The sequence below is a fragment of the Lysinibacillus sp. NPDC086135 genome (genome assembly GCF_044746345.1).
GTDB lineage: Bacteria > Bacillota > Bacilli > Bacillales_A > Planococcaceae > Lysinibacillus.
Genome location: NZ_JBIVCA010000020.1, coordinates 1 through 18988, shown reverse-complemented (window position 1 = coordinate 18988; position 18988 = coordinate 1). Strand labels below are relative to the sequence as shown.

The window sequence follows — 18988 nt, the reverse complement described above, 5'->3', positions numbered from 1 at the left end:
ACTGGTCTTTTCGATTACAATGGGTATAACTATTGAATAAGGTAGGAATGAAACAGTGTATAAATTTATAGCAAATGTTGTTAAAGTGATATTAAAATTAACGGGTTCAAAGGCGCGCGTATATGAGGAGCAAAACTTACCGAAAGAAGGTGGGTTTATTATTGCATGTACACACACAGGCTATGTTGATATTTTAAACCTTGGAGTTTCAATGGCTCCTCGAGAAATTCACTTTATGGCTAAAAAGCAATTGTTTGATACAAAAGGCATTGGCTGGCTTATAGAGCGTTTAAATGCCTTTCCCGTTGACCGTGACAATCCAGGACCAAGTGTTATTAAAATCCCTTCACAGTTATTGAAAGAGGGTAAAATCGTAGGTATTTTCCCATCTGGTACACGAAATGCTGAGGGTTCGGATTTAAAGCAAGGTGCGATTACAATTGCACAGCTATCTAAAGCTCAAATTGTACCAGCCGCTTACATTGGTGCTCGTAATGCTGGGGATGTTTTTAAGCGTGGAAAAGGTTATCTAATTTATGGAGAGCCGTTTTATGTAACTGGAAAAGGTAAAGAGGGACGCGAGGAATTTACTCATCGTCTTGAACATGAATTAGTAGCGTTAACTAAAGAGTTAGAGAAGCGTGTTGCGGCAGAAAAGAGATAAAGTGAAACATATTTAAAGGAGGACTCCCTGTGAAGATACAAGCCTTCACAACCTTTTGAAGTGGGGTAGCTTCCTACTGGTTATATGCTGGACAACTTAGAAGGCACTCAGAATCATTGATTTTGAGTGCTTTATCTTCATTTAGCAAATGTTTTCTGCGCGAAAGCGAAGCGACAGCAGCAAATGTTTTCTGCGCGAAAGCGACAGCCACAGTTACGCGAGTGCGAAATTGATTGAGGAGGATATAAAAATGGTTCGAGTACTTTTTGTATGTTTGGGGAATATATGCCGATCACCAATGGCTGAAGCGGTCATGCGTGATTTAGTAGAAAAAGAGCATTTGAGTCATAAAGTCGAAGTAGATTCGGCTGCAACAAGCTCTTGGCATATTGGTGAACCTCCTCACAGAGGAACACAAGAAAAGCTAAAAGAGTATGGCATCTCAACGAAAGGGATGCAGGGCCGACAATTACAAAAGGCTGATTTTGAAAATTTTGATTACATTATTGGCATGGATGAAAGCAATATACGTAACATCCGAACGATGCTTGGTAATCCTAATTCTCCAAAGATTTTCCGCTTTTTAGATTTAACCGACCATCAAAAAGACATACCGGATCCATACTATACAGGAGATTTTCAAGAAACCTATGATTTAGCCTTAGAAGGCTGTTATGCACTTTTAGAAAAAATCAAAGTAGAAAACCAATTATAAAGTGGCTCTAAGTGAAATAATTTTTTACAATTAATGTTTAATAAAGTCACCTTAAACATTGGGATATCTAGCTTTGCAAGCATATTTTGTGTTATTATTTGCAGAGTAAAGATACATTAAGTATTGAATCACCATTTACAGATGTGCTAGTGTGCATCTATTATTTTGATAAACTTATAATTTGAAAGAGAGTGGAAACTATGGGTCGTAAGTGGAACAATATTAAAGAAAAGAAAGCGTCTAAAGACCAAAGCACAAGCCGTATCAATGCAAAATTTGGACGTGAAATTTATGTAGCAGCTAAATCAGGTGAGCCAGATCCTGAATCAAACCGTGCCCTTAAAGTTGTTCTTGAACGAGCAAAAACATACAGTGTTCCTAAACATATTATTGAAAAAGCAATTGATAAAGCGAAGGGTGGCGGCGATGAAAACTTCGACGAATTACGTTATGAAGGTTTCGGACCAGCTGGTACTATGTTAATCGTTGATGCTTTAACGAATAATGTTAACCGTACTGCTTCTGATGTACGTGCTGCATTTGGTAAAAATAATGGGAATATGGGTGTCAGTGGATCTGTTGCCTACATGTTTGATTCAACAGCAGTAGTCGGTTTAGAAGGTAAATCAGCAGACGAAGTTCTTGAAATTTTAATGGAAGCAGATATTGATGCTCGTGATATTCTAGAAGAAGAGGAGGCTGTCATTATTTATGCAGAGCCAGACCAATTCTTTGCTACACAAGAAGCTTTAAAAGCAGCTGGTGTTCAAGAGTTTACAGTAGCAGAGCTTTCAATGATTCCACAAACAGAAGTAGCATTAACTGGTGACGACGTTGCGAAATTTGAAAAATTAATTGATGCATTAGAAGATTTAGAGGATGTCCAAAACGTTTACCATAATGCTGATTTAGGCGAATAATATAAACAATAAAACCAGTAGCTAAAGCTACTGGTTTTCAACTTCTTTCAGAGGGTGTCCAAAGGTGCTTCGCTTTCGCGCAAAAAACATCTACAGGCCTAAGTACAAAGCCGATTTCAGACGTAATTAGGTCGAGGCATATTGATTTAGGGAGGAAAACGGTGCAAGCTTTATTAGCGATTGCTATATTTTTAGTAACTTTATTTTTTGTAATAGTGCAGCCACGAAAAATATCGATCGGCTGGTCTGCTTGTATTGGTGCTGCAATTGCATTGACGCTCGGGGTTGTTACTTGGCAAGATGTTGTTGAGGTAACAAGAATTGTTTGGAATGCAACGTTATCGTTTATAGGGATTATTTTTATTTCACTTATTTTAGACGAAATAGGATTCTTTGAATGGGCTGCCCTCCATATGGCACGCATTGCAAAGGGGAATGGTATCCGCTTATTCATTTATCTTTCCTGTCTAGGTGCTGTTGTTTCAGCGTTATTTGCAAATGATGGTGCAGCTCTAATACTAACTCCAATCGTTCTAGCGATGATCCGTAAGTTAAATTTAACCGATAAAATGGTCTTTCCATTTATTATTGCAAGTGGCTTTATAGCAGATACAACATCATTACCGTTAGTCATTAGTAATTTAACAAATATTGTGTCGGCAGACTATTTCGGTATTGGATTTATGGAATATTTCTTACATATGCTGATACCGAACTTAGTTTCTTTACTGGCAAGCATTGCTGTACTTTATATAGTCTTTCGTCGTTCGATTCCAAAAGAATATTCACTTGAGGCAGTTGATAATCCAAAGCTGGCAATTCGTGATACGAGATTATTTTTATTATCATGGTATGTAATAGCGATATTATTAGTTGGTTTCTTGACGAGTGAGTTTTTCAAAATTCCTGTGTCATTTATTTTATGTGGTGTAGCAGCTATCTTTTTCTTGCTTGCGCGACGTAGTCATATAGTAGATACAAAGAGAGTTGTGAAAGGGGCACCGTGGAATATTGTGTTCTTTTCTATCGGTATGTATGTGGTTGTTTACGGCTTGAAAAATGTAGGGATGACAGGATTGTTAGCAAATTTATTAGAGCACGCGATACAACAAGGGTTGATGGTATCGACAATAACGATGGGGTTTGTAGCAGCGATATTGTCAGCTATTATGAATAACCTACCAACTGTTATGATTGATGCATTAGCTATTGCTGAAACTAGTGCAACTGGCGTTATTAAAGATGGGCTTATTTATGCAAACGTCATTGGAACTAATTTAGGTCCTAAAATGACACCGATTGGCTCACTCGCAACATTGTTATGGCTCCATATATTGGCGCAAAAAGGAATAAAAATTGGCTGGGTTCAGTATTTAAAGATAGGTATTATTTTAACAATCCCAACTCTTTCAGCTACTTTAATAGCTTTAGTGGTTTGGATAATCATCCTATCATAGGTAAATACGATAAAATCAAAAAACTATTTTTCTATCAGGCATATCTCTATAGAAAGATAGTTTTTTCTATGTTTCCAGCTCATCGGTTGGCCTCAGGAAAGTGCCCAGCCTACCCATCAGCGTTCTGATGAAAAAGCATATCTGGGTAAAAGGGCGAATAATTCATACATAAATTACGTTTTACCCATTGTGAAAAAATTCAAATCATAACATAATATAGATTAATAGTCATGGTGACGAAGAGGAAAGGGGGGCTAAAGCATGAAGTTTTTACATTCGATACAGGGGAAACTAATTATTATTTCATTAGCACTATTAATTATCCCTAGCTTAGTTATAGGTTTAGCTAGCTATAATAAAGCCAAAAAAGGTATGGATGATATTGGTGAACAAGTTATTAAAAATAGTGTTGAATCTTCTTTGCAATTAATTGAGCTTGCGAATGAGAGTGTTAAGAGGGGCGACATTCCTTTAGAAGTTGCACAGGAGCAAGTGCGTGAGGCACTTCTAGGACCAAAGGATAATGAAGGGAAGAGGCCAAGTAAATATCCTGGAGACTTAGGGGAGTATGGTTATATATATGCTTTAGATGAAAAAGGGACATTTCTAGCCCATCCGACTCGAGAAGGGGAAAACCTATGGGACGGTAAAGATAGTAACGGCAATTACTTTATTCAGGAAGTAACCAAAAAAGCACTTGCTGGTGGGGGATTTACACAATATGAGTTTGAGCTACCGGGTCAAGATGTATTAGCTGATAAAATAATTTATTCTGCAAAGGATCCTAATTGGGGCTGGATCATTGCATCGGGTACATATATGCAAGACTTTAATAAAGAGGCTAATTCATTATTACTCGTTATTGGTATTACATTATTAGGTGCCATCATTATAGGTACTGCTGTTGTCATATTGGTTTCAAGACATTTAGCTTTACCGGTGCGAAAGTTATCTAAACGTGTACGTGAGGTAGCCAAGGGGAATTTAACTGTAGAAATTGAAAACCTACAACGTTCAGATGAGATTGGTCAATTAAATGAAGGATTTAATGAAATGGTTGATCAACTGAAAACATTAATTACAGATGTAGAGGAAGCTATTGTAGAAATTCAATCGACATCGTCAAATTTAACATCTGTGGCAGAGGAAACAAACGCTTATGGAGATGAAATAGTAAAAGCGATAAATGAGGTCTCGGACGGTGCGGTAAAGCAGGCTTCAGATGCTGAGGATACGAATAGAACTGCCATTGATTTTGCCCAGCAGATTGAGGTTTTGCATGACAAAAATGAAGTAATGCTTGATGCATCTCAACATATGAAGCGATCAAATCAAGAGGGGCTCTTAAATTTAAATAGTTTAAAAGAGAGGTCACACGAGTCTTCGGAATTGATTAATAATGTTTATGCTGTATTTAATAGCTTAATTGTGAAAGTAAGAGAAATTGAAGGCATTGTCGGTACCATTACTGAGATTTCTGATCAGACGAATCTACTTGCATTGAATGCATCAATAGAGGCGGCTAGAGCTGGTGAGCATGGCAAGGGCTTTGCGGTAGTTGCTGAGGAGGTACGTAAGCTAGCGGACCAAACATCTGTAGCAACTGAGCTAGTGCGCACAACTTTAAAGGGAATCGAAAGTGAAACTAATTTAGTGAACGATGAGATGAAGAAAACAAATGTCATTGTTCATCAGCAAAATGATTCGGTTGCTATCACAGAGTCGTCCTTTAAGGAAATTGAATTGGCCGTAGAGAAAATTATTTCTGTCATTGGAGAAATGACTGCGGGAGTAGAATATTTGAATGGCTCAAAGGATAACATTATGCAATCCATCGAAAGTATTGCAATGATTAGTGAGAAAAATGCTGCTGCATCTGAGGAAGTAACAGCATCTGTTGATGAACAACAGCGTGCCATTCAGCTTGTTAGTGAATCTTCCAGTGACTTAACAGATGAAATAACGGCGTTACAGGAATCTATTAAGCGCTTTATATTAAGATAATTAATCAGGATGTTTGTACAGTAATTCTAGTACAAGCATCCTTTTTCTTTGTTTAAACGTTAGTAAAAGGTAAGGGAGGGGATAAATGTGAGAAAATGGGTAATTAGATTAGGGGTTGTACTGCTTGCTATTTGTATAGCTGTTTATATTTGGCTCGGCGAGGAGATGAAACAAGGTTTCCAGCCGGCTGCAAATGGAACAGCTACATACATGATTGTCCTGGGAGCGAAGGTGAAAACGGGTGGAATCCCATCGCTTTCATTGAAAAATAGATTAGAAGAGGCTGTAAAGTATTTAAACAAATATCCTCATGTAAAAGTAATTGTTTCAGGTGGGCAAGGGGCGGATGAAGATAGGACAGAGGCTTCAGTAATGTTTAAATATTTACAGGACAAGGGTATAGATACTAACAGAATATTAGTAGAAGACCAATCTACTTCAACTTATGAGAATTTACTATTTTCTAAAGAACTGTTGCCTAAAGGAACTAAGAAAATCACGATTCTCTCTAATGATTTTCATTTAAAGCGTGCAAAGTATTTAGCTGAGTCTTTAGGTTTTGAAGTAGATGTTGTTGCGGCAAAAACGCCAAAATCAGTGGAAATAAAGTTAAATTTACGTGAAAGGGCAGCATTATTAAAAACCTATATAATTGGCTATTAATTTGTTTCTTAATAGTATAGATTTGGCATATAATAGAAATATCACGGGGTAAATGACAGAAAGAGGGGACTTCTATGAAAATGTTTAAAGACTATGAATACAGCCGTCCAAAAATCGAGGCTATGAAAGAGCAACAATTATCCTTAATTGGTGAATTTAAAAATGCTCAAACGATGGACGAGCAAAGTGAAATAATTGAGAAATTAAATGGATTGAGCAATGACTACGCTACAATGGCAAACCTAGTATACATTCGTGCTTCGATTGATACAAATGATGAATTTTATCATGCAGAACGCGATTATTTTGATGAGGTTGGACCAGAGTTGGAAGAGGTAACAACAGAATATTATAAAGCGCTAATCGTTTCACCATTCCGTGAGCAGTTAGAAGAAAAATGGGGTCAGCAATTATTTGATTTAGCAACCTATCAAATTAAAGGCTTTGCACCAGTAGTCATTGATCTAATGCAAAAGGAGAACAAACTCGTTTCAGAATACAATAAACTTGTTGCTTCTGCGCAAATTGACTTTAATGGTGAAACATTAACGCTTGCTCAGCTTGGACCATATGCAGAGTCTACTGATCGTGTAGTGCGTAAGGCGGCAACGGATGCACGCTTTGGCTTTTTTGCGGATCATGAAGAGGAATTTGATCGACTTTATGATGAGCTTGTTAAGGTGCGCCATGAAATCGCTGTTAAATTAGGCTATAAAAACTATGTCGAGCTAGGTTATATTCGAATGAATCGCATTGATTACAATGCAGATATGGTAAAGAAATTCCGTGATCAAGTTCGTGATTTAATCGTACCTATTGCCACAAAATTATATGAACGTCAGGCAAAGCGTATTGGTATTTCTGATTTTAAGTTCTATGATGAAGCATTCAACTTTGTATCAGGAAATGCTATACCAAAAGGCGATCCTGAATGGATTGTAGCGAACGGTAAAAAAATGTATGAAGAGTTATCACCAGAGACTGGTGAATTTTTCAACTTTATGATTGACCATGAATTAATGGACTTAGTGGCGAAGAAAGGAAAAGAGAGTGGCGGTTATTGTACATTTATCGAAAACTATCACTCACCATTTATCTTCTCGAACTTTAATGGTACTTCAGGCGATATCGATGTGTTAACACATGAAGCTGGACATGCTTTCCAAGTCTATTCAAGTCGTAACATCGGAATCCCAGAATATTTATGGCCAACATATGAATCTTGTGAAATTCATTCGATGAGTATGGAATTTTTCACATGGCCATGGATGGAGCTATTCTTTAAGGAAGACACAGAAAAATATAAGTTCACACACTTAAGTAGTAGCTTATTATTCCTTCCTTACGGTGTTGCAGTTGATGAGTTCCAGCATGTGATTTATGAAAATCCGAATATGACACCAGCTGAACGTAAAGCTGCGTGGAAAAAAATTGAGGAGACCTATTTACCACATCGTGACTATGATCATAACAGCTATCTAGAAGCAGGCGGTATATGGCAACGTCAAGGACATATTTATTCAAGTCCGTTCTATTACATTGATTACACGTTAGCGCAAATTTGTGCATTCCAATTCTGGAAACGTTCACGTGATGAATTTGAAGCTGCTTGGAAGGACTATGTTCATTTATGTGGTTTAGGTGGCTCTATGTCCTTTACGAAGCTTGTGAAAGAAGCAGGCTTAATTTCACCATTTGAGGACGGCTGTGTTGAATCGGTTATTGGTGATATTGAAGATTACTTAAATTCAGTAGAAGATATAAAATTATAAACTGTTACATTATAGAGCATTAGTGAAAATTTGCGACACTCCTGTTGAAGGCAAGCCATGCGAGCCACCTCAGATGCTTTAACATTTGAGGGGCTCGCTAAAATAGCCTGTTGGAGGGTTGCGAATTTTTTAGTTTCAAAAACTCTTTTGTTTTGACAATAAATAATAGAATACTTGCGAAATGGTTAATATATAAGTAGTATTTTCAGTAACTGTGATAAAGGAAGTGAAGAAAGTGACGAGGAAAGTTTGGTTTCAAGTAGGGGTAGGGATTTTACTTGCTCTACTAGTCATTAAATATTTTATAGAGATTCAATGGATTTTTTCGCCGCTAGTAATTATTTTAAAGGCTATTTTTATACCTTTGTTACTTGGCGGTGTTTTGTATTATGTTACGGAGCCGATTCAAAGATTTTTAGAGAAGCGTAAATTTCCAAGATGGGCAAGTATATTAACGATAGTCATTGGACTAATAGCGCTTGTTGGTGGCTTTGGTTGGATCGTTGGTAATCCGATTGCAGTGCAGGTAAATAATTTAATGAAAAATGTACCACAGATTAGTGCTAGTATTCAAGATGCAGCTGATTATGTGTTAAAAATGTTTGAAAACAAGGATAACTTCCCGCCACAGTTAAAAGATTTTATCGACAATATGGCGAATTCTGTGCAGGATATTGCTGTTGTGGCAAGTAAGGGATTAGTATCGTTTTTACAATCAGTTGTTTCTGTTTCTTTATTAGCTATTTTAATTCCTTTCTTCTTTATATTTATGTTGAAGGATCATGAAAAATTTGCACCATCCATTTATAAATATTTTAGTGGTGAACGTCGTGAATGGGTGAAGAAAACATTAAGTGAAATTGATGGTGTTTTACGTAGCTATATACAAGGACAACTGCAAATTAGTTTTTTACTAGCACTCATTATGTATGTCGGGTATTTAATTATAGGTCTAGAGTATTCGTTGCTTCTTGTTATATTTGCTTTCTTTATGAATATGATTCCGTTTATTGGACCATGGATCGCCTTTACACCTGCACTGATTGTGGCTGTTATGCAGGATCCAGTGTTAGTTATATGGGTGTCTGTTGTCACGCTCGTGGCGCAGCAAATTGATAGTAACTTTATCACGCCTAATGTAATGGGGAAATCGCTCGATATCCACCCGTTAACAGTTATTACAGTTATTTTAGCAGCAGGTAATATTGCAGGCTTCATTGGGATTATTATTGCTGTACCATTTTATGCAGTATTAAAAGTGATTGCATCCAATATTTATGATGAACGTAACGTGATTAAGAAAAAGGCTACGAAGTCGGTATAGGAGTCGGAAAAAATGGAACAAGAAATTGTGAAAGTTTTTAATGAGCAACATGAACAGATTGGGATAGCAACGAGAGCTGAGGTACATGAAAAAGGACTATGGCATGAAACATTCCACTGTTGGCTTGTCAATGAGGACTATATTTATTTCCAAATCCGTAGTTCACAAAAAAAGGACTACCCGGGCTTGCTTGATATTACAGCGGCAGGGCATCTATTAGCTGAAGAGACAGTAGAATCAGGAGTTCGTGAAGTGAAGGAAGAGCTAGGACTCGATGTCGACGTACATGAAGTTGTTAAAATGGGCATGACATCTTGTAGCATCGTTTCGGAAAACATGATAGACAATGAATTTTGTCATGTTTATATATATCCATTCAAACATGATTGGGAATCATTTGAACTGCAGTATGAGGAAGTGTCAGGAGTCGTAAGAGCAAAGCTCGATGAGGCAGAAGCATTCTTTTTAGGAGAAACAGCTACTCTGAATATAGAAGGCTATGAATATTTCCCTGATGGTCAACGAGTGAAAATTGTACGCCCAGTAAGTACAGCACAATTTGTCCCTTACCGTGAACTATACGTTGCCCATGTTATTCAGTTTGTAAAAGATAAAATGTTATGAATTGTGAAGGATAGATAAATTCTTCCATAAAATTCAAACATAATTGTAAAAGGTAAAATCCGCTTCGCTTTCCGTGGATAAGGTATGAGTCGCATCGGTGCGCTCTTGCTCTATCCGCAGGAGTCTAAGTGGATTTTTACCTTTATAGTAGAATGGTTAGGCTTTGACTTCTTGTCTAATCATCAATTTTGTTAAAGAGCATGCCGTATATAAGTTGATCTTTGTTCCTACTGGGTGACTCCTTTGGGATTAGCAATAGAGGAAAGAAGGCTAAAAGCGTCATGCCCTGTGATAACGCCTTCTACGATATAGTGATGTGATTTTCTAATTTGGGTCTCTCATCGTAATTTAGGGATGGCATTTTGTTAAAAACCTATGCTATGCGAATAAGTTGATTGGAGTGGAGATTGGGCGACTCCTCGGGGATTAGCAATAGAGGAACGAAGGCTAAAAGCATCACATCCTGTGATAACGCCTTCGTGACCAACATCGTGTTGGCCCGAGACCCTGCAGCGAAGCGAAGCGGCTCATCGGACGCCCCCAGGAAAGCGCCCAATCGGAACGGAAATCAACCCACACCTTATGGACATTTTTAGTACTGCCTATTTTACTTCAATATAACAGGAAGAATAAGTTATACTAAAAGAGATATTAAATAGAAAAGGAGCATTTTTATATGCTAACATTTGAACAAAAGCAAGCAATCATCGACTCATTTCCGGAACTTACGAAGAAGGAAATTTCATTAAAACGCTTAAATTATCACTTTATGGATAGCCTTTACGAAAAGACTATTGTTGTGGAAAAGCTGCATCCAAATGGCAACGGCTTCGTCTTTGTTGGTGATCTATTGCGCTACGAGAAAGAAGCAAGCGATAAAGGTCTAGTCAATATTCGTGACTACGATGAACAACAACTTCGTGAAATTATTGAAGATGCCATTCAATATTTATCGGAAGAAGAGGAAGATCAAGAGCCGATTGAAGAGATTTGGCAAAATCGTGAAGGTATTCAATTAAAGATAGCCTTTGAACAACGTTCTTGGAATGTTTATCATGGTGAAAATTTAGAGGAAGCCTTTGGTACACAAGAAGCTGTGAAAGAATATTTACTAGAAGAAGGTTTTCGTAAAAAGAAATAAGTAATTCGGGGGATAAGAACGAATGAATGGGAAAAAAATAGTGGGAATAGTTATTGTTGTTGTTATAGCTGTTTGTTTATTTTCTGTATTTACGATTACGAAATTTTATAAAGACCATGAGGAACAGCCAAACCGTGAAAATCGAGAAATTAATAAGTCAAAGAGCTTGAATTTAATTTTGCCACAGGCTACAATTATCTCGAATTCAAGATAATCGAGAGGTGGACTGTAAATGCAGCACGTTTTTCATAAAGGAACAGATGAAACAAAACCGATTTTACTACTGTTACATGGTACAGGTGGAAATGAACAAAGCTTAATAGGCCTTGCAAAGGAAATTGATGATACAGCAAGCATTTTAAGTGTCCGTGGAAATGTCCTTGAAAATGGTATGCCACGCTTTTTCCGTCGTTTAGCGGAAGGTGTTTTTGATAGAGAGGATTTAATTTTCCGTACGAAGGAATTAAATGACTTTTTATTAGAAGCAGCACAGCAGTATGGATTTGACCGTAATCGAGTGGTTGCTATCGGCTACTCTAATGGCGCCAATATTGCTGCTAGCCTATTATTCCATTATGAGGATGCTCTGGCAGGTGCAATACTGCATCATCCAATGGTGCCTAGACGTGATATTGAGTTGCCTACACTTTCTTCAATCCCTGTCTTTATCGGTGCTGGAACGAATGATCCAATGTGTACGGCTCAGGAATCTGAGGATTTAGAGGCACTTTTATCGTCGGCTGGGGCAGATGTGACAACTGTATGGTTTAATTATGGTCATCAGCTAACGATGCCTGAGGTAGAAGCCGCAAAAGAATGGTACGACCGTATTTATTCAAAATAAAAAATCCGCAACCTTTGAGTGAGGGAGAGCTCACGGAAGGTTGCGGATTTTTTTTATTTTTGCTTCTTCGCGAAGGGTAGCCACCAATTCCAGTCCCCAAAGAGCTTCATAAGACTTGGAACGAACATGAGACGAATAATAGTTGCATCGATAGCGACGGCAATAGCTATACCAACCCCAATTTGCTTCACAGGCATTACATCTGTAAATGCGAACGCCCCTGTTATCACAATCATAATAAGCGCTGCTGACGTAATGATACGACTTGTAGAGGTTAGACCGTCAATCGTAGCACGTGTATTATCTGCCCCTTTTAGATATGCCTCTTGAATACGTGATATTAAAAAGACTTCATAATCCATACTTAAGCCGAATACAAGACAAAATACAATTACCGGAATAATAAGGACAATCGTACCGGCTTCAATCCCCAAATGTCCATATTGGAAAATGTAGACGAGAATACCGAAGGCTGAAGAAAGTCCAATAATATTCATAATAATCGCTTTCAGTGGGATTAAAATAGAGCGGAAAGCGAGCATTAAAATAAAGAACGTTGAAACGATAATAATGGATACAGCCAAGAAAATTTTACTAGAGATTTCATCGAAAATTTCTTGATTGAATTTCGCATGACCTCCAAGAGCAAAATCGACACCTAAATCTTTATCTTGCCATGTTCGAGCGAATTGTTGGGCGGTAGTTGATGAACCTGCTGCATCCAATGTAATGGGGATAAAGAGTTGCTTATCTTTAGAAAATGTATTTAGTATTGGTTTTAATTGTTCTGCCGCTTGAGGAATTGTCAAAGAGGCCGTCAGTTCCTCAGGGGACTTAATGTTTGCTGTCGTATAAATGGTTGATACATGACTCACTAAAGGGTCATCAAGTAATTGTTCTTGAATCTTGAAAATAAGCTCTCTTGCCTCAAAATCTTCCCAGCCTTCCTTACGTTCTGCTAGCAAATATAAAGTTGAGGTATCGCCAAGTCCGAACGTTTTATCTAACTGATCATAAGCTGCACGTGCATCATATTTTGTTGGTAATGAATCCACCTGGGGAATTGTAAGTTTAATATCCTTCAACGGAATCATACCAATACCTAGTAATAATAATGCCACAATAACGATAGTCACTGGATGTTTCATGACAAAGCCAGCAAAGCCACGCCAACGATTCGCTCCACCAGTCTTTACACGTAATAAGCGCCATTTATTTAGGTTATCTCCTATTAGCATCATTGTAGCAGGGAGCAAGGTTAAGCCAGAAAGTACTGCAAGAAATACAACGATTGTGCCTCCTAAAGCGATATTGTGAAAAATTTCGACGTCAATGACAATCATGGCACCTAAGCCGATCATGACACAAACAGCAGAAAAAATGATAGAACGGCCAGCTGTCTCTATCGCTGTTTGAATAGCCTGTACAATGGATGTATGGGCACGTTCTTCGCGATATCGATTAATAAACAACAAGGCAAAATCTATGCTTAATGCAAGTCCAAGCATTGGTACTATATTTAACACAAAAATTGATAAATTGATATGACCACTAAACAAAGTCAAAATTCCAAACGCAGTTACAACAGTGACAATGCCGATAATGATAGGTAAGATTGAGGCTACGACAGTACCGAAAGCAAGTAATAGCACTATGATAGCGATTGGTAAGCCTATAGCTTCCGCTGATGCTAAATCCTTTTGACTTGCTGTATTGATGTCTGCTGAAATAACAGGCCCGCCTGTAATGCTCACACCGTCATCCTCTATTAATGAACGGATGTCTTTCACAACATCAGGTAGATGATCCACATTATTTTTCATATGAACCATGGCATAAGCTATACCATTCTTTTGTAAAGAAGCATCATCAAGTGGTGACTGGATGGAATGAATCTCCTTAACGTTCTCTAATTTTTTTAATGTATCTTGAATTTTCTTATCGTCAGCTGGATTGAAGACGACCAAAATTGTATCGGAAGGCAAATCAAATGTTTTTGCAAGCTCATTTGTTACGTAAGTATGATCGCCTTTAACAAAAAAACCATCTCCATGAAGCTTATTTGGAAGCTGTATGGCAAACATAGCCATGGTAATAAAAATGACGAACCATAAGGCTACAATAGCTTTAGCGTGGGCTGTTATAAAAGCTGAAAAAGTTTTCATTGTAGGTACTATCCTCCTTTTAGAATAGTGTAAAGGATGTGTCACATTTTGTCGTGTGACAATGTAAAGACTCCTGTCCAACAAGGAACAGGAGTCTTAGTATGCGATCAAATTCAATTATACCTTGGCGTAATTCCGTGACATCCGCCGTAGGATTTGGGCCAACGTGATGTTGGTCACTCAGTCGTCGCCACAGGACGTGGCGATGACTGAGTTCTTCTGTTTCAGCGGATGTCTTTTGTACCGAAAGTGTAGCGACAGGTACAGATGTTTGGACACCACTGATAAGTAACTTAAATCCGCATTCATCCCACCATCTATCGAGGTGGGATGAAGAAGTTAAAGGAATAACGATAACAATAAGTAAATAATAGCTGCCATAACTGCAGAAATTGGCATTGTAATAACCCAAGTAGTGACGATTTTACGCGCCATCCCCCAGTTCACACCACGTACACGTTGTGCAGAGCCAACACCCATGATAGAGGAAGAAATAACATGTGTTGTAGATACTGGTAGGTGAATTAATGTAGCACCGAAGATTACTGATGCAGATGCTAAATCTGCTGCAACTCCGTTTACAGGACGGATTTTCATAATTTTACCGCCGACCGTTTTAATAATTTTATAGCCGCCGATAGAAGTACCAAGCCCCATTGCAGTTGCTGCTGCAGCTCGTATCCAGAACGGAATTTCATCTCCTGAATGCAAACCCCCAGCGATTAACGCCATCGTCATAATCCCCATTGCCTTTTGTGCATCGTTAGTACCATGTGTAAAAGATTGAATTGCGGCAGTGAAAATTTGCATTGTACGGAAACCTTTATTCGTACGATATAAATTTAAGTTTTTAAACCATAATTTAAACAGTGTCATCATAATAAAGCCGGCGCAAATCGCAAGAATTGGTGATAGCACTAAGGCCATAATGATTTTAGTAAAACCGCCATAGTTTAGAACGCTGAAGCCAGCAGAAGCAACTGCTGCACCAGCAATGGACCCAATTAGAGTATGTGAAGAACTCGATGGAATACCGAAATACCATGTTAGTAAGTTCCAGATAATAGCGGAGATTAGTGCTGCTAAAATAACGACTGAGCCGGTCGTGTCTCCCTCAAATGCATTTAAAGAGAAAGGATCTACAATGTCTTTTGTTAAAGCCTTTGCAACACCGACAAAGGTAATAGCTCCGATAAAGTTCATCGTCGCAGCCATCATGATAGCTACACGAGGTTTCAATGCTCTAGTGGAAACTGAGGTTGCGATAGCATTTGCTGTATCATGGAAGCCATTGATAAAGTCAAATGTTAGGGCAAAGATAACGACCAGTACAGTTAGTATAATGATTGTGTTCATTGTAAGTGCCCTCTCCTAATTACGCGTTACGCATGATAATTGTTTCCATAGTATTTGCAACGTTTTGGCAATGATCAGCGATGTCTTCAAGTTGTTCATATATATCTTTATATTTAATAAGTCGAATTGGATCTTTTTCATTTAAAAATAGTTGTTTAATAGACGAACGTTGCACCTCATCACATTCACGTTCATAGTCCTTAATAAGAATTGCGTGTGGGCGCATGCCAATAAGATTCTTTTTCTTTAACTCTTCTGTTGCTTTTACAATTTCATCAGCACTTTTTGAAATATAGCCTAAGAAAGTACGCATTGATTCATCAACCTCAGTTAGAGAGAACATCTCAAAATGAGCGATACAATGCTCCGTACCATCTAATACGTCGTCCATACGAATGGCGAATTCTAGAATGTCTTCGCGTTCGATAGGTGTCATAAATGATTTATTTAGCATCACGATTAGTTCATGAATGAGCTTATCACCAGCTGTTTCGTAATTTTTCATAGTAATGCTAATCTCTTTTAGGTCAGCCACACTGTTAATACGAAAATCATTTGCGTAATGTACGGCCTCTCTCATATTCTCAGCAATTTTATGCAAAGCTATAAAGAAAGGGTCTTGTTTTTTTGAGTTAAGCATGTAAATCGAATCCTCCTGGATATAAATAAATTGGCCTCTAAACTTTACTATCATAACAAAATCTTTAAATTATCTACATAAAATTCTTCAATTCTACAGAAAACTTTACAATTTTGTAATATACAATTTGTTCACAAAATAATAAAGGTATTGCTGTATTTGTTTTTATTAATACAGAAAAATGCCTTAAAGATAGGTTTTATAAAGAAATTTCCCTCTGTTTAATACAAAAAGATACTATTTGGACATAAAGTTTTGAAAAATTTCCGAATGAATTGTAAAGCGAATGTAAAGAAAATGTTTTGCTTGTCGTTTTCCATTTTCTTAAGAATATCTTCATTTTTATCCTTCAACTTTATTAAGAATTATATTCTACAATGGAGAAGTAAAGGCTCATAACCTAAAATTTAGGATGACTTTTGTAGGGAAGCAACCAGCAGGAACGTAAATCAACCCTACCTTATGAGTCAGAAGAAGGTGAAAGGGGAGTATATTTAAAAATGATTCAAGTCGAGAACTTACAACATACATTTTTAATTGGAAAGAAAGGTAAGGAAAAACAGGTTCCGGTATTAAAGGGTGTCAATTTTGAGGTAAAAAAAGGAGAGATTGTCGCAATCGTTGGGAAAAGTGGCTCTGGGAAATCAACCTTATTACAAATATTAGCTGGATATATGAAATCTGAACAAGGATCTATTAAGGTAAACGGAATGGAAACAGCTCATCTCACTGAAGCAGAAAGTGCTGCTTTTCGCTTGCAACAGTTCGGATTTATCTTTCAAAACTTTCAACTGATGCCAGGCTTAACAGCATTTGAAAACATTGAGCTACCTTTGAAGTTACAGGGTATCAAGGGAGCTATGCGTATAGAAAAGGTAAAAAAATTAATGGACAAGGTTGGGTTAACAGAGGTGGCAGACCATTACCCAAATGAATTATCCGGTGGTCAGCAACAGCGTGTAAGTATTGCAAGAGCCTTAATTACAAATCCTCCTATTTTGTTGGCGGATGAGCCGACAGGAAGCCTTGATTCGGAAACAGAGCAAGATATATTGCTGCTCATTCAAAGTCTAAACCGTGAGCTTGGCTTAACATTTGTCATCATTACTCACGACGAGGAAGTAGCGACGATATCACATCGACGTTTCCGCATGTACGATGGGGAACTTGTAAAGGAGGAAGCATAATATGTTATTTAAAGATCAATTAGATTTTGTTAAACAGCATATAAAGAAAAATAAATTACGTGTGTTTATGACCGTGCTAGCGGCAACAATGGGCTGTGCATTTTTGATTGTCCTCGCATCAGTTGGGTTTGGGCTGCAGGATTCCTTACGTAATGAAATATTATCGGATGAAAAAGTGACGAAAATTCAAGTGCATGGGAATGATCAAATTACAAAGGAACAAATTAATGAAATAAAAAGTATAGATCATGTGAAAACAGTACTCGAAACGATTACTGTCAATGCATCCGCACATTCATTTTTTGAGGGTCGTGATACACAATCTGATTTATACGTTGCAAATATGCATGATTTTGAGCAAGTAAATGGCAAGCTTGCAGAAGGGAAGTATCCAACAAAGCCAAACGAAATCGTTGTAGGCTACCATTTTGCTCAAACATTAGTCAATGATGCTGAGCGCAAAATTATTGAAGAAAAGAGTAAAAAAGCTGAATTAGAAGGCACGTTTTATAATGGTAGTGAGGAAGGTTATAAGGACTCATTAATTGGTAAAGAGATCGAATTATTATTAACGCCACATACTGATGGGGCAAAAGAGACAGAGAAAATGAAATATACGATTGTCGGTGTTATGAAGAAGCCTTCATATGACTGGATGGTCAACAACTCAGTTTATATGGATACAGAGCAAAAGCCGATGCTAGCTACAAAGTTAGCAGCAACAGGTAATGTTAAAGAGGATGACATGTTTTATTCGGAGTTTAATATTTTTGCTGACAGCATGGAAAATGTAAAGCCGATATTAGACAAACTAAAAGACAAAGGTTATAGCGTTTATTCAATTACTGAGCAATTGGATCAAATGAATGTATTTTTCCTAGTTTTAAAAATCGGTTTAATATTTGTAGGAACAATTGCTGTATTGATTGCCTCGATTGGTATTTTTAATACAATGACTATGGCGGTTACAGAGCGTACTCGTGAAATCGGTGTTTTAAAGGCGATCGGAGCAAGTCCAAAGCTTATTCAACGATTGTTCTTAATGGAAAGTACGTTCATCGGTATTATTGGGACTTTGGTAGCTGTAGCTATTTCATATGTTATTAGCTTTGTAGCAAATGCTGCATTACCTTTAATTCTAGAAGCAGCAACAGGGGAAGATGCATTTAGTAAAAATGACATTACATTTTCACTTATTCCTTGGCAGCTCGTTCTTATTGCATCAGCGATTAGTATTGGTGTAGCGATGGTATCAGGCTATCGTCCAGCACGTAAGGCCACGAAAATTGACGTTATTCAAGCATTACGACAAGAACTATAATAGACAGAGGCTGGGACATAACTAGCTTCAATTAGTGAGAAATCCGAATTTGAATGAATTCAAATTCGGATTTCTCTAATTTTTTATGTTGTCTCTAGATAGCTTTTAGCTAATGGCTGTGAATTTTCTTAAATTCACGGCCATTAATGCGAGGCCCATCTCGTTTTCAACCTTCGATTTTCCTCGTACAG

17 protein-coding genes are annotated in these 18988 nt (G+C 37.6%); 14 read left to right on the top strand and 3 right to left on the bottom strand.

Going from position 1 to position 18988, the window contains the following annotated elements; all coding sequences use genetic code 11:
• The first annotated feature begins 55 nt into the window (after nt 1-55).
• From ACIPKN_RS21435 to ACIPKN_RS21380, 12 genes are all read left to right on the top strand, one after another.
• Complete coding sequence (locus tag ACIPKN_RS21435; RefSeq protein WP_400939934.1) at nt 56-664, top strand: lysophospholipid acyltransferase family protein; 609 nt, start codon at nt 56-58, stop codon at nt 662-664.
• 250 nt (nt 665-914) lie between these two features.
• Nucleotides 915-1379, top strand: a complete 465-nt coding sequence (locus ACIPKN_RS21430) for a low molecular weight protein-tyrosine-phosphatase (RefSeq protein ID WP_400939932.1) — start codon at nt 915-917, stop codon at nt 1377-1379.
• A 200-nt stretch (nt 1380-1579) separates the two neighbouring features.
• A complete protein-coding gene (locus tag ACIPKN_RS21425; protein ID WP_400939929.1) occupies nt 1580-2299 on the top strand; it encodes a YebC/PmpR family DNA-binding transcriptional regulator in 720 nt (239 codons plus the stop codon).
• Between the two features lie 125 nt (nt 2300-2424).
• Nucleotides 2425-3756, top strand: a complete 1332-nt coding sequence (locus ACIPKN_RS21420) for an arsenic transporter (RefSeq protein ID WP_400940120.1) — start codon at nt 2425-2427, stop codon at nt 3754-3756.
• A 261-nt stretch (nt 3757-4017) separates the two neighbouring features.
• Nucleotides 4018-5760 (top strand): methyl-accepting chemotaxis protein, encoded by a 1743-nt coding sequence (locus tag ACIPKN_RS21415; protein ID WP_400939926.1) that lies wholly within the window; start codon nt 4018-4020, stop codon nt 5758-5760.
• 87 nt (nt 5761-5847) lie between these two features.
• Nucleotides 5848-6423 carry a YdcF family protein gene (locus ACIPKN_RS21410; RefSeq protein WP_400939923.1) on the top strand — a complete coding sequence of 192 codons (576 nt, stop codon included), beginning with the start codon at nt 5848-5850 and terminating at the stop codon, nt 6421-6423.
• A gap of 74 nt (nt 6424-6497) precedes the next feature.
• Complete coding sequence (locus ACIPKN_RS21405) at nt 6498-8195, top strand: M3 family oligoendopeptidase (RefSeq protein WP_400939920.1); 1698 nt, start codon at nt 6498-6500, stop codon at nt 8193-8195.
• 235 nt (nt 8196-8430) lie between these two features.
• Nucleotides 8431-9519, top strand: coding sequence for an AI-2E family transporter (locus ACIPKN_RS21400; protein ID WP_400939917.1), 1089 nt, complete (start codon nt 8431-8433; stop codon nt 9517-9519).
• A 12-nt stretch (nt 9520-9531) separates the two neighbouring features.
• On the top strand, nt 9532-10143 hold the full coding sequence (locus ACIPKN_RS21395) for an NUDIX hydrolase (protein ID WP_142508564.1): 612 nt from the start codon (nt 9532-9534) through the stop codon (nt 10141-10143).
• A gap of 676 nt (nt 10144-10819) precedes the next feature.
• Nucleotides 10820-11284, top strand: coding sequence for a hypothetical protein (locus tag ACIPKN_RS21390; protein WP_400939914.1), 465 nt, complete (start codon nt 10820-10822; stop codon nt 11282-11284).
• Between the two features lie 40 nt (nt 11285-11324).
• Nucleotides 11325-11498 (top strand): hypothetical protein, encoded by a 174-nt coding sequence (locus tag ACIPKN_RS21385; protein ID WP_400939911.1) that lies wholly within the window; start codon nt 11325-11327, stop codon nt 11496-11498.
• Nucleotides 11499-11516: 18 nt separating this feature from the next.
• Nucleotides 11517-12128 (top strand): alpha/beta hydrolase, encoded by a 612-nt coding sequence (locus ACIPKN_RS21380; protein ID WP_400939908.1) that lies wholly within the window; start codon nt 11517-11519, stop codon nt 12126-12128.
• A gap of 53 nt (nt 12129-12181) precedes the next feature.
• Here the strand turns inward: ACIPKN_RS21380 and ACIPKN_RS21375 are convergent, their stop codons facing one another.
• The 3 genes from ACIPKN_RS21375 to ACIPKN_RS21365 form a co-directional block, all read right to left on the bottom strand.
• The gene (locus tag ACIPKN_RS21375) at nt 12182-14293 is read right to left on the bottom strand and encodes an MMPL family transporter (protein WP_400939905.1); all 2112 of its coding nucleotides are present in this window, start codon (nt 14291-14293) and stop codon (nt 12182-12184) included.
• Between the two features lie 339 nt (nt 14294-14632).
• Nucleotides 14633-15649 (bottom strand): inorganic phosphate transporter, encoded by a 1017-nt coding sequence (locus ACIPKN_RS21370; RefSeq protein ID WP_400939902.1) that lies wholly within the window; start codon nt 15647-15649, stop codon nt 14633-14635.
• A 19-nt stretch (nt 15650-15668) separates the two neighbouring features.
• Nucleotides 15669-16289 carry a DUF47 domain-containing protein gene (locus ACIPKN_RS21365; RefSeq protein WP_079562474.1) on the bottom strand — a complete coding sequence of 207 codons (621 nt, stop codon included), beginning with the start codon at nt 16287-16289 and terminating at the stop codon, nt 15669-15671.
• A 500-nt stretch (nt 16290-16789) separates the two neighbouring features.
• On the opposite strand from ACIPKN_RS21365, the gene ACIPKN_RS21360 reads away from it, so the two are divergent.
• The gene (locus ACIPKN_RS21360) at nt 16790-17476 is read left to right on the top strand and encodes an ABC transporter ATP-binding protein (RefSeq protein WP_400939900.1); all 687 of its coding nucleotides are present in this window, start codon (nt 16790-16792) and stop codon (nt 17474-17476) included.
• A 1-nt stretch (nt 17477) separates the two neighbouring features.
• Nucleotides 17478-18797: an ABC transporter permease gene (locus tag ACIPKN_RS21355; RefSeq protein ID WP_400939897.1), complete on the top strand. Its 1320-nt coding sequence runs from the start codon at nt 17478-17480 to the stop codon at nt 18795-18797.
• Nucleotides 18798-18988 lie beyond the last annotated feature (191 nt).